At 37.8% G+C, this 18,499-nt stretch carries 9 protein-coding genes; all 9 read left to right on the top strand.

All coding sequences use genetic code 11. The features are described 5' to 3' along the window. Positions 1-85 precede the first annotated feature (85 nt). A complete protein-coding gene (locus VK159_RS12430) occupies positions 86-1,570 on the top strand; it encodes a sulfatase (RefSeq protein WP_324230464.1) in 1,485 nt (494 codons plus the stop codon). A gap of 204 nt (positions 1,571-1,774) precedes the next feature. Then, on the top strand, positions 1,775-3,760 hold the full coding sequence (locus VK159_RS12425; RefSeq protein ID WP_324230463.1) for a T9SS type A sorting domain-containing protein: 1,986 nt from the start codon (positions 1,775-1,777) through the stop codon (positions 3,758-3,760). Further along, a complete protein-coding gene (locus tag VK159_RS12420; protein WP_324230462.1) occupies positions 3,760-5,787 on the top strand; it encodes a hypothetical protein in 2,028 nt (675 codons plus the stop codon). Before VK159_RS12425 ends, VK159_RS12420 begins: the two co-directional genes overlap by 1 nt. A gap of 1 nt (position 5,788) precedes the next feature. Continuing rightward, positions 5,789-8,155 (top strand): family 43 glycosylhydrolase, encoded by a 2,367-nt coding sequence (locus tag VK159_RS12415; protein ID WP_324230461.1) that lies wholly within the window; start codon positions 5,789-5,791, stop codon positions 8,153-8,155. After that, the gene (locus tag VK159_RS12410) at positions 8,152-9,528 is read left to right on the top strand and encodes a glycosyl hydrolase family 28 protein (protein ID WP_324230460.1); all 1,377 of its coding nucleotides are present in this window, start codon (positions 8,152-8,154) and stop codon (positions 9,526-9,528) included. Before VK159_RS12415 ends, VK159_RS12410 begins: the two co-directional genes overlap by 4 nt. A 57-nt stretch (positions 9,529-9,585) precedes the next feature. Then, complete coding sequence (locus VK159_RS12405; protein WP_324230459.1) at positions 9,586-10,593, top strand: hypothetical protein; 1,008 nt, start codon at positions 9,586-9,588, stop codon at positions 10,591-10,593. A 5-nt stretch (positions 10,594-10,598) separates the two neighbouring features. Next, on the top strand, positions 10,599-12,743 hold the full coding sequence (locus VK159_RS12400; protein WP_324230458.1) for a hypothetical protein: 2,145 nt from the start codon (positions 10,599-10,601) through the stop codon (positions 12,741-12,743). 60 nt (positions 12,744-12,803) lie between these two features. Continuing rightward, positions 12,804-14,756: a T9SS type B sorting domain-containing protein gene (locus VK159_RS12395; protein WP_324230457.1), complete on the top strand. Its 1,953-nt coding sequence runs from the start codon at positions 12,804-12,806 to the stop codon at positions 14,754-14,756. Between the two features lie 511 nt (positions 14,757-15,267). Continuing rightward, the gene (locus VK159_RS12390) at positions 15,268-18,498 is read left to right on the top strand and encodes a SusC/RagA family TonB-linked outer membrane protein (protein ID WP_324230456.1); all 3,231 of its coding nucleotides are present in this window, start codon (positions 15,268-15,270) and stop codon (positions 18,496-18,498) included. Position 18,499 lies beyond the last annotated feature (1 nt).

Genomic DNA, 18,499 nt, shown 5'->3' with positions numbered 1-18,499 from the left:
TGCTTTACCTATTTTTTGTACTCTGGCTTTTGCATCTTTATCTTTTCAAAAGAATAAAAAAACTAACCAAAAGCCACCAAACATTTTGTTTTTAATTGCCGATGATGCAGGAATTGATTTTAGTGCTTATAGTAGCAGCTATGTAAATACACCAGCTTTCGACAGGATAGCAAAAGAGGGTATCTTATTTAATAAAGCTTACACGCCCAATGCAAAATGTGCACCCAGCCGCAGTTGTATTTTAACAGGAAGAAACAGTTGGCAGTTAGAAGCAGCAGCCAATCATTGGATTTATTTTCCACCACAGTTTAAAACGTTTCCGGAAGTATTAAAAGAGAATGGTTACGAAGCAGGTTACACTGGAAAAGGCTACCAACCGGGATTTGCACTTACACACGACGGTAAGAAAAGAGATTTGTTAATAAAGAGCTACGATACTTTTCGGGTCCAACCACCAACAAAAGAAATAAGTCGTATTGATTACGCATCTAACTTTAAATATTTTCAACAATCAAAAGATAAAAACAAACCTTGGTTTTTTTGGGTTGGGTTTAATGAACCTCACCGTGCTTATGAATATGGAACAGGTGCTTCAATTGGGAAAAAAAGCAAGACAAGTATTAAAAAAGTACCCGGTTATTTTCCTGACACTGATACAATACGAAATGATTTACTCGACTATGCGTTTGAAATTGAATACATGGATAAACAGGTTGAGAAAATCCTGGCGTATTTAAAAGAAACCGGAGAATTAGATAACACTATTATTGTTTACACTAGCGATCATGGCATGCCTTTTCCGAGGGTAAAAGGTAATCAATATGAAAATGCCAATCATATTCCCATGGCTGTTATGTGGAAGGATGGAATAAAATCAACTGGAAGAAAAATCGACGACTATGTAAGCTTTATTGATTTAGCTCCCACATTTTTACAGGCAGCGGGCATTACACAAAAGCAGAGCGGTATGCATTCCTTTGCAGGAAAAACACTGTTCAATATTTTCAACAGCAACAAAAACGGTCAGGTAGAACCGGCAAGAAACTTTGTGTTAGTGGGACAGGAGCGGCATGATATCGGACGACCGAATGATTGGGGTTTTCCTATTCGTGGTTTGCATAAAAATGGTATGTTGTATCTAATAAACTATGAACCTGACCGATGGCCTGCATGTAATCCTGAAACGGGGTACTTAAATACTGATGGCGGAGCAACTAAAACCTTTATACTAAATCAACGACGTAGTGGAATAGAAAAAACGTATTGGAGACTTTGTTTTGGTCATCGGGTAGCTGTAGAACTATATGACATTAAAAAAGACCCCGACTGTATCATCAACCTTGCAGGAAAACCGCAATACAAATTATTGGAAGCCGCCATGAAAACCGAAATGGAAACAAAACTAAAAGCTGAAGGAGATTATCGAATGTTGGGATATGGTCATATATACGAGCAGTACCCAGGTGCTGTTTACAACGGTTTTTATGAACGGTTTATGAAAGGAGAATCTTTGAAATTTAACTGGATTAATAAAACTGATATTGAAAAGCTCCCTATTGATGATTATTGACAGTTTAATGTACATCTGCATCACTTTGTTGAACGTTAGCACCAAATAGTTTGTTTTCTATATGCGAACTTAGACAAGATGATAAGCTTGCTATTAAAGAAATATTGGATGCTTTTTGTCGTGTTCTGCATTTGTAGTTCTGTTCATGGGCAGATTACTAATTTTTCATGGCCTTCCACAGCTCCAAAATCTGATAAGTTTTCAGTGAAGATTAGTCAGCAATCTGTCGCACAGGAAGTCTATACGCATATTTCAAAACCTAATCTGATCGAAGGGCCTGATGGAAACGGTGTTACCGGAATCCTTCAGGACCGTTCCATGAGTTATGCTGTCTTCTCATTTACCGGGGAAGTATTCGTGGAAGTGGAGAAGATCTATGGTACAGCGGCTGTGAGAGTTGATATATCGCCTAAGTCGTATGGCATTAATCCTGTTTACTTTGATGGCAGAAAAGTTAAATTTAAAATCAGTGACCAGCTTAGGCCTGCTTATATCAGTGTAAATTTTGTGAGCGATGAAAATAAGGACGATGATGGTTCCGGTGGTAAGGATATAAAAAATGGGTTGATGATTTTTGCTGATAAACCCGAAACAAATATTCCCTCAACAACAGCTTCAGGTGTATTGCTGTATTCCAATACTGTTTCTTATGCACAAATGCAGGCGGCTTCGCTTATCTATTTTCCACCGGGTGACTGGGATTTAATCAATAAGTTTTCTGACCAGCATGGAAACAAAGGTCGTTATCATATTCCCCGAAACGGGCAACAGATTTATTTAGCAGGTGGTGCTTTTGTAAGAGGTAGTATTGATGCAGATGGTTATGATAATTGTAAAATCTTTGGCAGGGGAATTTTATCCGGCGCTGATTATGTATGGCACGAAATGAAAGAACCTGATAATAATAACGTTTTGCAAAAAACTGCATGGTTAAATTTTGCCGGAAGTAACAATACCCTTTATGAGGGTATAACTTTAGTACATCCCTGTCATCACACCTGCCCGTCATCAAATAACACAGTAATAAGAAATATTAAGATCATAGGCTGGGCATCCAATCACGATGGAATCCGGCCGTCGGGTGGTTCGGTTATTGAAGAGATATTCATCAAAACTTCAGATGATTATGACTATGCACGAGATCCGCATGTAGTTCGGAACTCTGTATTCTGGCCCATGCGTAATGGCGCCAGTGGTCAGTTGGGTTGGAATAATTTAGGAGTTGGCAAAACTACTTATGAAAACATGTATTACATCAATAGTGAATGGAACAGTTATAACCGTAACAGAGGTATTATTGGTTCTGTCCTGCAACAAGGGGTTAACCTGGCAAATGATACCATACGAAATGTATATGCAGAAGATTTCTGTTCCTTGCTATCCAATATTACCATTCAATATGAACCCGCTGATCCACTAGACGCAGCCAATCCCGGGGAGATCAAAAACTTTTTATTCCAGAATATCCTGTTCGAGAATACATTTAAAGCAGCCAATGGTACTGTTATCAAACAGCCTCTCAAGGGTTTTGTAAAAGATGGTATCAAGGCAACTGTACACGATATAACGTTTGACAATTTGATATTAAATGACAAGCTTATTACAGCATCGAACTACTCTGATTATTTTGACATTGATACAAACACAGCTTATAATATTTTCTTTACCTCAACAACTCCTTTGCACAACATTACAGCCTCAGCAGGGGTAAATGGTTCTGTTTCGCCGTCAGGTATATTGCCTACGCCAAGTGGTATGAACAGGGTCGTAAATATTATTCCCAATTCAGGTTATAAAATAAAAAATGTAAAAATTGATGGCGTTAATGCAGGCCGTTTGCAGCACTATACGTTCAGAAGCGTTTCAGCTAACCACACTGTGGAAGCAGAGTTTGAAGCAGGTGCTGATTATTTTGATTTTACAACTGTTACATCAGTAAATAATCCTGTATTGGAGAGTAAAACACTGCTTATCCCTACTTCTTTCAAACAATACAATTTAGTTAATAAGACCGGTAATATAGTTTATTTCTCTTTACTGAATGAAGCGGGTCAATTACTGAAAAACAGAAAGGTGGTTTTGAATGAAGGTGTTGTAGAGTTGAACTTTCAGGCATTTTCTTCCGGTATCTATTTTATACAACTGGAACAGCAGAGTAAAAAAATTATTAAGAAAATCATCGTAAAGTAATGATCAGATTATTGCATTTATTTTTATTCCTGGGGAGCTGTAATTATATAACAGCACAACAGGCAATATTGCCTTTAGTTGACAGCAATTTTATTTCCGGCAGTAAAAAGGATGTTATAGTTGTAGAAGCCGAACATTTTTACAAACAAACAAAAACCGACAGGCGGGCATGGTATATTAACAGCCCGCTACAGCATCCGCAGGTGTGGCCTGATCACGATACTGCTTCATATGCTGATGCATCTGGTTTAGCTTACATCGAAGCATTGCCCGATTTATTTCATACAGAGGAAGATCCGATAATCAATGGTGAAAATCTCGGTAGCGATGGAAATGTCGCTGTAGTACATTATAAAGTTTTCTTTAAGGAAGCGGGCAGGTATTATCTATGGACAAGACTACGCAGTAATGATGAAGAAGATAATACAACGCAGGCAGGAATAAATGGGATATGGCCGGCATCTGCCAAAATTCTGCAATCACCTGTAAATAAAAAAAAGTGGATTTGGAAAAGCGATAACAGGATCAGTCGTAACCCATGGAAAATAGGCAGGGCTTACCTTGATATTTCTTCCGCAGGAATACATGATGTCCAATTTGGTATGCGGGAAGACGGAGAAGAGTTTGATAAGTTTATTTTAACTACAGACAGCTCGTTCACGATCACAGAAGAAAAGGGTCCCTCCTCAACTGTTTATAATGGAAAATTACCGAAGCCGTTTTCATTACAAAATGTAAGAGCTGATATATACCATGCTATTGCTAATCCCGATGGCGCAATTTACGGAGCTAACTTATTGTATGCCGATACATCGAACGTAATTGTATTTGAAGCAGAAGATTTTTACAGGCAAACAAAAACAGAAACAAGAATGTGGCACCTTGTAACAGAAAGGCATCAACCTGTAATTGGGCCCGATAGTGATGCACCTCATTTAAGCAATGCATCTGCCAACGCCTATCTTGAGTTACTGCCTGATGCAAGACAAAAAGATGAAGATGGAATAAATTCAAAAACCAGTATTAAAGGAATAGGTGGACAGGCAGCAGTCATAAGTTATATGATTGAATTCCCTGCCGCAGGCAAATATTACGTATGGATAAGAGCAGTAAATACTGACGGTGATGATAATACGCTGCATGTTGGTATCAACAATATATGGCCTGAGAGTGGAAAGAAAATGGTATTTGGCAGTAAGCAGTGGAAGTGGAGCAATACACAACGTGATACCAAAGCCGCCATCACAATTGATGTACCTGTAAAAGGAAGACAGGAGTTGATGTTATCTATGCGGGAAGATGGATGTGAGATAGATAAAATTTTAGTTACGTCCGATTCAACTTTTAGACCAAATGAATCATTACAATATCCTATAAAAATTAAAAAAGGAAATATTAAAAATTGGCATGAGAGCAGGCATCAGCAAATGAATACGGCTTTTCTGTTTCGGGAACAGTATGGTGAGTTACTAATGGAATGTGAATCGGTTCCATCATTTCCGGGATGGCTTTATAAAGCAGACAGTAGTGGGCAAAGCGGTTATGGTTATTATGAGTGGACAAAGACGGGACAAGGCATAAAGCCTGGAGAAGGTTTATTGAAATATCATTTTGAAATAGCTACACCTGGCAACTATCAATTATTTATCAGGGGTAAAATGAAGGATGCGGCTAATCGGCTTGAAACACCAGACCCTGATGGGAATGATGTATGGGTTAAGTTTCAATCAGCATCATCTGCATTAAAAGATACAGTGTTTCATAAAGTTGCCATATTAGGTCACCCCAACGGATGGACATGGAATAGCAATGATGATATAACGAAAGAACATACTGTTACGCCATTCCTTGTGTTTTTACAAAAAGGTTTCTACACTCTTACTTTATCAGGCCGTTCTCAGGGATATGCAATTGATAAAATTTTATTGCTGAATGTTGGAAAGAAGCCTTTTAAGGATTTTGAAGTAAATGAATTGAAAAACTATAATAATAAAGCTGAATCACCAAAGAGGAGGCGACATGATTAGTATGAGCAAATTATTTTTGATAACCGTTGTTTTTCTGATGCCTGTTTTAGTTACTTCTGCACAGGTAGTCACTTATCCTGCACCATCACAAATGCCGGCATCAAAGCAGTATAAAATTTCCATTACACAAAAAGGAAAAACGGTGGAGAGCTTTGTTTATGTAAGTGATGCACAATTTGAAAAAAACAGGAGTAAAAATACAGCGTATTCCATTTTTTCATTTGCAGGAAAAATTACAGTTACCGTAACAAAGTTAGATACTGCATTTAGTAATTGCAAAATACTTCCATCGTCCTACAACATTGCAGTATCTAAGAAAACGAATACGGTTTCATTTACGTTGGAGAAGCCCCGCAATATAGCAGTGGAGTTTGACGGCTCTCAAAAATATCCGTTGCTGATTTTTGCCAATCCTTTAGAAAAAAATAGTCCAAAACCAAACGATGAAAATGTGTTGTATTATGGCCCGGGCTATCATGATAAGCAGGATACCATATTTATGAAAGCGAATCAAACTTTGTATGTAGCAGGCGGGGCTGTACTCAGTGCACATATTATAGGCCGTAATGCACCCAATGCAAAAATTATTGGCCGTGGGATTATCAGTGGCAGAAGATTTGGTCATACACATGGTAAACTTATTCATTTTCCTGATGCAGCATCAACGGACCTTTATTTTGAAGGGTTTACCATGGTGGATGCCCCAGGTTATTACATTACCACAAGTGCTAAAAGAACACACGCTAAAAATGTGAAAGGTTTAGGATGGTGGTTTAATACGGATGGTTTTTCTTTTGGGGAGGACGGATTAACTGAAGACTGTTTTTTAAAATGTAATGACGATGCCATTAAATTATACCGTAGTGGAAACAAAGTATTTCGTACTACTATCTGGCAAATGGAAAATGGTGCTCCGTTTCAAATCAGTTGGAATATGAACACCGATAACAGTGGTTTTATTGTCAGGGATTGCGATATCATACGATGTGATCATGAGTGGGAAAATCCTAATGAAGCAGTGTTTGATGCTATACATGGCGGTAGTGGTCACATGAGCAACTATTTGTTTGAAGATATAAGAGTAGAGAACAGTGATTGGAAATTAGTGAGTTTGCAGATTATGAAGAACCGTTGGGCAAAAGCAGACAAGCTGGGAAAGATTTCAAACGTTACATTCCGTAATATTAAAGTGACCACATCAAATGGAAAACCCATGAAGCGGTTAAGTGTGTTGAATGGATTTGATTCAGTCAGCAGTATAAAGAACATCGTTTTTGAAAATGTAAGCATTAATGGTGTTTATTTAAAAAATGCAACGCAGGGCAGAGTAAGTATTAATGACAGTTCTGTTAAAAACGTACAATTTATTGTTACAAAGAAAGACAGTCCTATTTCACTATCATATGTTCCAATAAAAAAATGGACGAACCCTATACTTAATGGCCTGAATTCATATGGACAAAAAGATTTTCATATTTACCAGGAAGCTGGTTTCTATTATCTCGTTGGCACAGAATATACCAATACATACTGGCCAAAAAGAGGAGTGATGTTGTATAAGTCAACTGATATGGTTAACTGGCAGGAAGAGAAGTTACTCATTAACCGTTATAGTCTTTCAGATTCTGTTTGGTATAAAGATGTTTGGTCGGCACCTGAAATTCATAAGGTTCAAAATAAGTATCTACTCACCTTCAACTGCCGCAATGATGTTTTACGTCCGTATAAGAAATTGGGGTTTGGATATGCAGTAGCTGAAAAAATTACGGGGCCATACCATGTTGTTACAAATGATAAACCGTTATTTGAAGGATTCAATGCGTCCTTGTTTACCAAAGGTGATTCGGTGTATGTGTTTTATGATATGGATGGTTTGGTTTACAGCACAACACTTGATGTGGAAATTGGAAAACTGCATCATGATCCTGTTGAAATGCTCGGGCCTTCTGCGTTGAAAGAAAAATTTAAATACCTTGATGCACCCTATGTTTTCAAGAATGGGGATTATTATTTTCTTATCCTCACACAATTTTATGCAGGTTATATAGAACGCATCCGCTATATGGTGGCAGACAAGCCGACAGGGCCCTGGAGGTTTACACAGGAAGAACCGCTTTATGTTTTTTTTGAAGAAGAAGCAAACGAACAGTTACGAATGCCTTATCCTAAGCCCAATGCATTTGCACCTCCTACGCAGGTTATTTTCAGTAACTCGGTTTTTGCCAATGAAAAAGGGCAATTATTTATGGCCTATCACAGTTCCGAAAAATATGCGGAGCCTTATTTATGTATTGAGCCAATTGAAATTCAAGGCGACAAACTAATCATTCAAAATCCAAAAGCGACTGTTCAAGTTGTAAAAAAATGAAAGCTTTACTCGTTGTTATATTGTGTTTTATAAGCTACGATTGTTTTGCAAAATTGGTAACCTATGAACCTACATCAAACATGGTTGGCAATAATAAATATATTCATCCAAGTGCAGAGTATAAGGTAGAGCTTATTCAAAACGGCAAAACATACCCATTGTTTGTATATAGTATGAATGCCCTTCACTACACAAACAACAGTAAAACAACCGCATGGGTTAATTTTTCGTTTGATGCACCCGTAACTATTCGGGTGTATAATTATACAAGTCATCATAACCCGGCACAGGTATTGCCCAGAAGTGCAAGTATAAAGACAATACAGAAAAATAGTATTATAGAATTTGTTATCAGCAAACCGGGACAATACTCAGTAGAATACCAAACCGGAATTCGTATTGAACATCCATTATTGATTTTTGCCAACCCCCTTGAAAAAAATATTCCGAATGCTGCGGATACATCCATTATTTATTTTGGCCCGGGTTTTCATTCAATTGGTGAAAAATTTATCATTCCCGAAGGGAAAAAAGTATATATCCACGGCGGAGCATATATCAAAGGTCAGTTGTATGCAGAGAATATAAATGATATTGAAATTTTCGGAAGAGGAATAATTAGTGGTGAAGATTATGCTGCAAGAACAGCCGACCATATGATCAACTTAAAGAATGCAAGCAATGTAAAAATTGAAGGCATTACTATGATTCATGCGCCAAGATTCATGATTACATTAAGCGGAAAGAAACATCATATTGATAACGTAAAAATGATGGGTTGGTGGTTTAGTACCGATGGTATTTCTGCAGGTGAAGAAACGTTGATTGAAAACTGTTTCTTTAAAGTAAATGATGATGCAGTAAAGCTTTATCAAAATAAGACTGAAACAAAGAACTGTGTCATTTGGCAAATGGAAAACGGTGCCCCTTTTCAAATGGGCTGGAACGGCACTAATGATTACAGCAATTGCTATGTACACGATATAGAAGTGATACGGGTGGAACATGAATGGGACAATGAAAACGAAGCGGTGATTTGTGCCATACATGGAGGTAAAGGACATAAAACAAAGTTTCTGTTTGAAAATATCCGAATAGATAATTCAACATGGCGCATTTTTCACCTGGTTACAAAACCAAATCGTTGGGGGCAGTGGAATACAGAACGTGGAAGTATGAGTGATATGCTTTTCAGGAATATTGAAATGTATGGTGGACAGAAAATACCCAGTTTAATTATGGGGCATGATGCAAAGCATCCAGTTTATAACATGAGGTTTGAAAACATCATCATCAATGGAAAAAAAACAAAAGGCGATCTGGGAAATTTTATTATTGATAAGGAAACCACATGGGGAATTTCTTTCGAATGATGAATTAGTAAAGACAGTATCTGGTTTGGTGAATAGAATTACAAAACGTACAACTGAGTGACACAACAGAAGCGAAATAGAATTACTGCAGCCGGTATCATACTACTACTTGGCTTTACACTGCCGCTACATGGACAGAAGGCGACTGCCTCTTTTGTATCGGCTTTTGGATATGATAGTTGTGTGCTATTAAAAAATAAAACTGTCACTGTAATGCTGGAACCAAATGCAGGCGGCAGGGTAATCAGCTATGCTCTTAATGGAATAAATGTTTTGTACGAAGACAGTTTGCAAAACGGATGGATTAGTACGCCATCTATGCCACGCAGCAAAGGGCATTTAGCCGGCGGACGATTTGATATCGGCCCTTCCCGTACCAAGCCAAATACCGATTTGTTTTTCTTTGGCAAATGGAAAGCAACTATTACCGGTAAATCATCAGCAAAGTTAATCAGCCAGACAGATTCAGCTAATGAAATTTATTTAATCAGGGATTTTAAATTGGATGAATATAGCTCTAAACTAACCTGCACTCAAACAATTGTAAACAAAAGCAACAAACCCTTTACTGCATCATTTTGGGCAAGAACATTTGCAACAGGCAATGGCATTTGTATAATGCCGTTGCCGGATAAAAGTCGGTTCCCTAATAAGTATATCATGTTTATGAACAGGGATACCATTAATATGCTTCCCGTTGATTCAAATATTTTGTATAGAGATGGTTATTTAATAATAAAAGGCCCGCCACAAAAACCAAAGTTAGAAATGGATGTAGCTCAGCCAGCGTGGATAGGCTATGCTGCAACAAACAATCTGCTCTTTATAAAAAAAATTACTGTGTTTACTAATAAATACTATGGCGATGTAACTGCTGCAAACACATCTATATGGTATAACGGTAAGCAGATGGTGGAGATTGAACCGATTGGGCCTTTGGAAACTATAAAGCCCGGCGGCTCTGCTTTTTTTACAGAAGAATGGTATTTGCATCCGTTTTCTTTTCCGGCGAATAGAAATGTAGAAATGGAACAAGTGAAGAGTATTATAAAAACTATTAAATAATATATATGCGGTTATTTCTTATCATAGCTTGTTTGTTTATTTTACCTGTAAGTCTTATAGCTGAAAAACCGATTATAGATAATCAGTCAGCTGTAATTCATTATGCCATTCAAAAACTCCATGCAACAGTACCGCAAATGTTTATAACGGGAGAGGTAGGTGTATTCAACAAAAAAGAGTTTATACAAATAGTAAAGTTGAGTGATGCAGTTAAACATCCGGCATTCTCCTACCTAAAAGATACACAACTGAAACCTAATGGATTTATTATTAAAAACAAAAACGGACACATTACAATTTTAGGTGCAGATGACGCTGGTGCTATGTATGGTGCATTGGATGTAAAAGAACAGTTAGAGCAAAATGGTTTTCAGTTAAAAAGTGTTGTTCAAAAAAAAGAAGAACCACGGTTTTCATTTCGTGCCATCAAGTTTAATTTGCCATGGATGGCTTACCGTCAGAATTTTTGCCTGACTCAACAGGATAATGTTGTGCGGGATTTGAAATTTTGGGAAAGCTATTTAGATATGATGGCTGCAAACAGGTTTAATGTTTTGTCGCTGTGGAGCCTTCATATTTTTCATTACATGGTTAAGCCAATTAATTTTCCTGAAGCCACTTCTTTTACAGATGTGGAAATGCTGGCATGGAAAAACTTTTGGACAAAGTTGTTTGCTATGGCAAAGGAACGGGGCATTGAAACCTATATCATAAACTGGAACACGTTTGTATCGCCATCGTTTGCAGCAGCAAATAATCTGATGAAGTACAATGCAAGGCCATCACATTTTGGTCCGGGTGACACGGCAAAAATTATTGAACAATACACCAAAGAGATCATTACACAGGTAATCAATGAATATCCGGATCTTAATGGATTGGGAATTACTTTAGGTGAGCGCATGGGCGGACAATCCCCTGATGAAAGAAGGGCATGGCTCGACCGTACTGTTTTTGCAGGAATGAAAGCTGCAAACCGTAAAATAAAATTTGTTTACCGGGCACCTTTATCTGCCAATGAAGGAAGTGGTGGAAGTACCAGTGAAGACAATGATTTGAAAACAAGAAAGCAAATTGAATCGTTAGATATTGTCAACCCCGCTTATGTGGAGTTTAAATACAACTGGAGTCATGGGCATTCATCACCCAAACTTTTTATTGTACATGGCGGCAAGCTCACAGATAAATATAGAAACCCATTACCGGACAAGTATAAGTATGTGTGGACCGTACGTAATGAAGACTTTTATTTATTACGTTGGGGTCAGCCGGATTTTATACGGGAGTTTATCAAAAATAATGGGGATAGTTATGTAGATGGTTGTTTTGTTGGCAGTGAAGTTTTTATACCGGCTATGGATTTCATGAGCAAGCAGGGAAAATTTAAGGATTGGGATTATCATTTTCAAAGGCAATGGCTTTGGTATGCCTGTTGGGGCAGATTGTTATATGATCCATTAACATCTGATGCTGTTTTTGAAAATATGCTTGCTGCAAAATATAAAATTACAAGTGGGAAAACTGCTTTAAATGCCTGGAAGCATGCAACGAATAATCAATTGTGGTTTGCAGCTTTTCATCAGGGTAAAGTTGATGGCAGTATTTATACCGAAGGCTTTTGCAGTTGGGGAGACAATAAAGAACCTAAATTTTTTGATATTAATAATATCATCAGTCATCCGGTATTAGATACAACATTGTATGTTAACGTTGCCGACTTTGTAAAAATCGGTGAAAAAATCCCATTGGGTATGATTTCACCATTGCAGCTTGCAAAAAAATATGATGAAAACAATGCACAACTGCTTAAGGAAATTCAGGTGCTGAAAGCTGCAAAACCATCCTCCTCTGTGATGGTTGAAATAAATGATTTGGAAACATGGTATTGGTTTGGCCGGTATTTTTCTGATAAGTTAAAAGCTGCAGTACATGTGGCCCGTTACCGTTTTGGCGGCAAAGATGAGCGGACAAATGCCGTAAAGTATTTAACAGATTGCAAAATGTGGTGGATGAATTATACCAACGCATTGGCAAATTACAATAAAGATGAAATGCCATTTCACACCGCCTCTGATTTTAGCTGGAAAGCTTTTCAGAAAAGTGTAGAAAATGATATTGAACTGGCTCAAATTACAGAGAGAAATAATTAGGTAATTTCTTTCACTAAGTGATTAGATTTACGGTTTGTGATTATTTATGCTCGCCATTAAGTGAAATATCTAACTACAATATTTTTATTTAGTACAATTGGTTACCACCAGTTTTTAAATGCACAGACATGCCCTCCTAATATTGATTTTGAATCAGGTGATTTCAGGAACTGGACGACAGGAACGGGTAATTATTTAGACTTTGACGGTGATGGTGTTTATAATTCAATCATTCGTTACCACAACGTGCCGGTATGGAATCGGCATACCATGTATTCACGGTTTAACGATATTCAAAAACTTGATACGTTTGGACGGTTTCCAGTTGTATGCCCTAACGGCAGTGGCTATTCAGTAAGAATAGGAAATGATGAAGTGCCACAAATAGGAAATGGCACAGGCGGCGAAATAGATGAAATAAAGTACACTTTTACTGTTCCATCATCAAGCCAACAAATTTTATTTACCTATTGGTTTGCGGTTGTTTTCAGAGACCCGCAATACGGCACCGTAAAGAATGAACCATCTTTCTATGTAACAGTTAAAGATGTTGCAAAGAACGAAATTGCAGAGTGCCTCTCAACAAAATACCAATATGGATTTAACCTTGATAGTGCAGAACGAATTGTCCGAAATCGTGAAGTTATCATATACCAGAACTGGACAGAAGCTGTAATTAATCTTACAAAATTTAAGGGACGGAAAATAGAATTGACTTTCACAGCAACAGATAACCATATAGGTGATAATTTTGGTTATGCTTATCTTGATATAAATAGTGGTTGCGACAATCCTTTTTCGTCGGCTCCTTTTTGCAAAGCCGATTCGGCCACTTACGTACATGGCCCTGGAGGGTACGCTAAATATGAGTGGTATAATCAAAGTCTAACTAATTTATCAGGAACGGAGCAGCGTCTCTTTTTATCACCCATACCTCCGGATGGAACAGTAATGGCAATGATAGGAACCTACTATACAGGAACCAGGTGTAAGGATACTTTGTATTATACGCTGAGAGATACATTAAATGCAGTTGCAGATGCAGGATATGACAGTATTTATTGCAAAGGGTATCCCCTGAAATTAGGCGGTATTCCAAAGCCGGGCTTACAATACATTTGGTCGCCAGGCATTGGTTTGTCAAACGATACAATAGCGAATCCATTTGCAAACCCACAGCAAACTACCAATTATACTTTAATTGTAAAGAGTGCCGGCGGAGGATGTAGAGATACAGCCAGTATTAGGGTTAGGCCCTCGCAAGTAAACAACACGTTGTTGAGTCTGGAAGGAAAAAAAGATTTATGTTTTGGCACTTCTGATTTTGCAAAACTCACGGTGAAACCAGAGCATCATATTCTTTGGATTAGAGACGCCAAAACTTATAATTCTGGTACTGATACTTCCATTACTGTTTTTGACAGAGGCAACTATTATGCATTATTAACAAATGCCGATGGATGTCAGGCAAGAACGAACCCCCACATCATTCAGTTGATTAAACCTCCCAAAGGCATTACCTATGACGAAAAACTTTTTTCAAGCCATTCTGATTTTCCACTTATTGCAAGAAATATTGGTGTTAAAGCATCATGGAGTCCTGCTGTTTTTCTCAGCAGTCCATCTATCTATAAGCCAGTTTTTAACGGAGCACATGATGTAAAATACCTCATACAATTTGAGGACATTTATGGTTGTAAGACAGTTGATACGCAATATGTAAAGGTCTTTAATAAGGAGGAAATATTTGTTCCAACCGCATTTACGCCTAATAATGATGGGTTAAACGATGTATTAAAGCCATATGCTGTAAACATAAAAGAAATGATTTATTTTAGGATATATAACCGTTATGGTAAAATGGTTTTTGAAAGTTTGCAACCCGAAAAAGGGTGGAATGGAACATACAAAGGAGTGACACAGGATTCTGGCAATTTTATATGGGTATATGAAGGAGTTCATTACAAGGGGCATAGGGTTCAGGCAAAAGGAACCGTACTATTGTTGAGATGATAAAGTGCAAATTTCAGAGCCGGTATGTACTGAGATTTGACAAGACTTATGGCGGCTTTGTTTAGCAATCTTTCTGAAAAAAAATAATTCTAAAGGGAAAACAGCAGACTTTATACAGTAGAACAAAAGGATAAAGCTGGTAGTTTTTTTTAAGACAAGGTGTATTTCCGATTTTATGAGTGCAGCCATAAGCATATCCATAATTCTTTTAACGACCAGTATCATTTTACTAAAACTTAATTTCGAAGCAAAGTTTCTGCACGGGAACAGCCTATCAATTGTTCTCAAATCTACAGTCGTGACCGCTTCATTTTTCCAGATAAGAAATTAAAAAAAACTATTTCATATACTCCGGTTCTTATTGTTCTTTACATCATTGTGATTACTATTATTTCACCTTTCAATTTCCGTAATAACGGCTTTCGGTTAAAAAAAGTAAATAATCAGATAATTGCGTGGAATATGCAGGAGCAGTTATGCAAGTAATTTTAATTTACTAAAATGAACTGCTATGCTTCAACAACTAAAATCTTTATTTCTTCTTATCCTGTTTTTAAGTTTTGCATCAGGATCTGCTTTTGCAAGAGCTGAATCTGAACATTTTCAACAGCAGAAAATTATTACAGGCACGGTAAATGATGAAAATGGTAATCCATTAAAAGATGCTACTGTTCAGGTGAAAGGCTCTTCTGCTTCCACTACAACAGATGATGGCGGTAAGTTTACGATTCAGGTACCGGGAACTTCATCGGTACTGATTATTAGTTATGTTGGATATGCCAGTCAGGAAATTTCTCTGCGCAATGCGGGGAATAATTTAACCATCAGGCTCAAGCTGTCATCCGGTTCTCTTGGCGAAGTAGTTGTGGTTGCCTATGGTACAGCTAAAAAAGAAGCATTCACAGGATCAGCAACGTTTGTAAAAGGCGAGCAATTACAGCGCTCCGTTACAAACAATGTTGCTGCCGGTTTGCAAGGGTTAAGTCCGGGTGTGCAGATTAACAACACCGCAGGACGTCCCGGTGCAGATGTTCTGATCAGTATTCGGGGCTTTGGTTCTATGACTGCATCTAACAATCCATTGATTATTTTAAATGGCAATCCCTACGATGGCTCGTTAAACAGTATTCCTGCTTCAGATATTGAGCAGGTATCCATACTTAAAGATGCTGCATCAACTGCACTCTATGGTTCAAGAGCTGCAAACGGTGTTATCATTATTACCACAAAGCAAGGTAAAAAAGGAGCTCCACGGGTTAACTACCGTTCAACTTTTAGTGTCAGTGATTTTGCTGTAGCATTGCCCAAACGTTTATCAGTTGCTGATCAATGGATGGCAGTATGGAAAGGTTTTTATGACGATGGTATTTTATTCCAGGGTAGAACTCCGGCAAACGCAGCTCAAAATGCAACTGTTTCTACTACAAACAGACATGTTGGTCCAAATCCCTTTACAATGCCTGACGGCACAGTAAGGCAGTACCGCCATATGTGGAACATGGATTTTCCAATAGGACTTGATGGGAAACTTGACCCCAATGCAAAATTACTGTATGAATGGGATTGGTATGATGTATTTACCAATAAACTCAGACAGGAACATTCTGTCGATGTAAGTTCAGGAATTGGTGAAAAAGGTAACCTGTTTTTTTCAAGCAGTTATTTAAACGATCAGGGAAATTATCTTGGTCAGAAATACGAGCGGTTTACATCACGACTTAATTTTTCGGTGCCTGTAAATAATCGTATTAAAACGGGCGCTTCATTTTTTTACGTAAGAACTAATGAGAATAATCCCAACGAAGAAGTCAGAACTATAAGAACTTTTGCAGGAGGCTTCTCTCCTTATTTATGGGATCATGTAAATAATACCTACTTCACAGATATCTTTGGAAACAAAGCCCTTGACTGGGGAGGAGCAGGTTCTATTTCAAGACGTGTTTATTTTCCGGGCAACAACGCTTTAGGCTGGATTCAGGACCCAAAATCTCCGGATTCTTATCGTTTTAATCTTAGTAGCAATAACAGACTTATTGCAACCGGCAATCTTGAAATTAAAATCTTAAAAGATTTAGATTATAGTCTTTCATTGATCGGGGATCTGAACAACAACAATAATCATTACTACGAATCCCCTGTGAATGGTCTTTCCTTTGATCTTGGTACAGCTTCACGTTCGTTCACACAACGATTTGGCTATACCATTAATAACTCGTTAAGCTACCGTAAAAAAATTAATGATCACTCTTTGTCTTTTTTAGTTAGCAATGAAGTTTATGCATGGAGAAATCAATCAGCCTCCGCTTCTGCGCAAGGGTTTGCATTACCGGGAGTTTTTGAAGTGTCTGCTGGTTCAACTAATTTTCAAAACAGTTCGTTTGAAGACAATTACCGCTTAGTAAGTTTATTGGGAAGGGGAGAGTACAATTATGCAAACAAATATTTTCTTTCTGCAAGTTTTCGAAGAGATGGATCTTCCAGGTTTTCTCCTGATGTTCGTTGGGGTAATTTCTGGTCTGCTGGTGGAGCATGGAGAATTTCACAGGAAAAATGGTTTCAGGCAGAATGGGTAAACGAGTTAAAGCTGAAAGGTAGTTACGGAGAAACAGGAAATGACAATATCGGACTATATGCATACCAGGCGCTTTATAATCTAAACAATATTTTTAACGGGCAGCCCGGAGCGGTTATCAGCAGGCTTCCAACACCTACTTTGTCATGGGAAAAAAATCAGCAGGCAAATATTGGGATCGAAGCAATACTTTTTGACAAGTTAAACGTGGGAGTTGAAGTATTTAACCGTCGTTCAAAAGATTTATTATTTGCACAACAATTACCACCTTCTTTCGGCATTACATCAGTTGATGCCAATATAGCGACCACCCGTAATACAGGTATAGAAGTTGATTTGAATTACAGAGCAGTTAATGTACGTGATTTTACATGGACAATAGGGATAAACGCTACACACTATAAAAATGTTATTGTTGATCTTCCTTTAAATGAACTAACTGTTCCGGCAGAATTTACAAATACTGCAGGGCCTGCACGCAGGTGGAAAGAGGGACGTTCTATTTACGAATATTGGGGACCTAAATGGGCGGGTGTTGATGACCGTAATGGAAATAACCAATGGATTATTAAAACCTTTGTTGCAAACGGGAATGTAACAAAATTTGATACTACTTCTAACTGGACAGCCGTTAGCAATGATATACGCCAGTATGAATATCTTGGATCATCATTGCCAAAATTGTTTGGCAGTATAACAAATAGTTTTACTTATAGGAATTTTGATTTATCGTTCATGCTTTATTATAGTATCGGTGGTGTGCTGTTTGATCAACCCTGGCGTGAAAGCACCACATTACGTAATGCTTTTGGATTAACAGAAATGTATAAAGAAGGAGTATGGACTCCGGAAAATCCAACGGCCAGTATTCCAAGGGGAAGTCATGTAAGGTTTGGCGATAATCAGCGGCCAACGGATCAGTTTTTATTTAATAACACATTTGCACGGTTAAAAAACCTGAACCTTGGATATAAGTTACCGGTGAATAAAATATTCAAGAAACCATTTTTCAATGAGTTTAAAGTGTTTGTACAGGGTGATAATCTCCTTACATGGGGATCAGCAAAAGAACGGCATACAGATCCTGAGCTGGGTGGATTTGATGGTACTGCTGCATACAATTATGGTGTTCGCAGATTTTATCTGGCTGGTGTAAACATTCAGTTTTAAG

This window comes from Lacibacter sp. (genome assembly GCF_035299325.1).
Taxonomy (GTDB): Bacteria; Bacteroidota; Bacteroidia; order Chitinophagales; family Chitinophagaceae; genus Lacibacter.
Note: the sequence above shows the minus strand (reverse complement) of the source record. Positions and strands in the feature narration are given on the sequence as shown.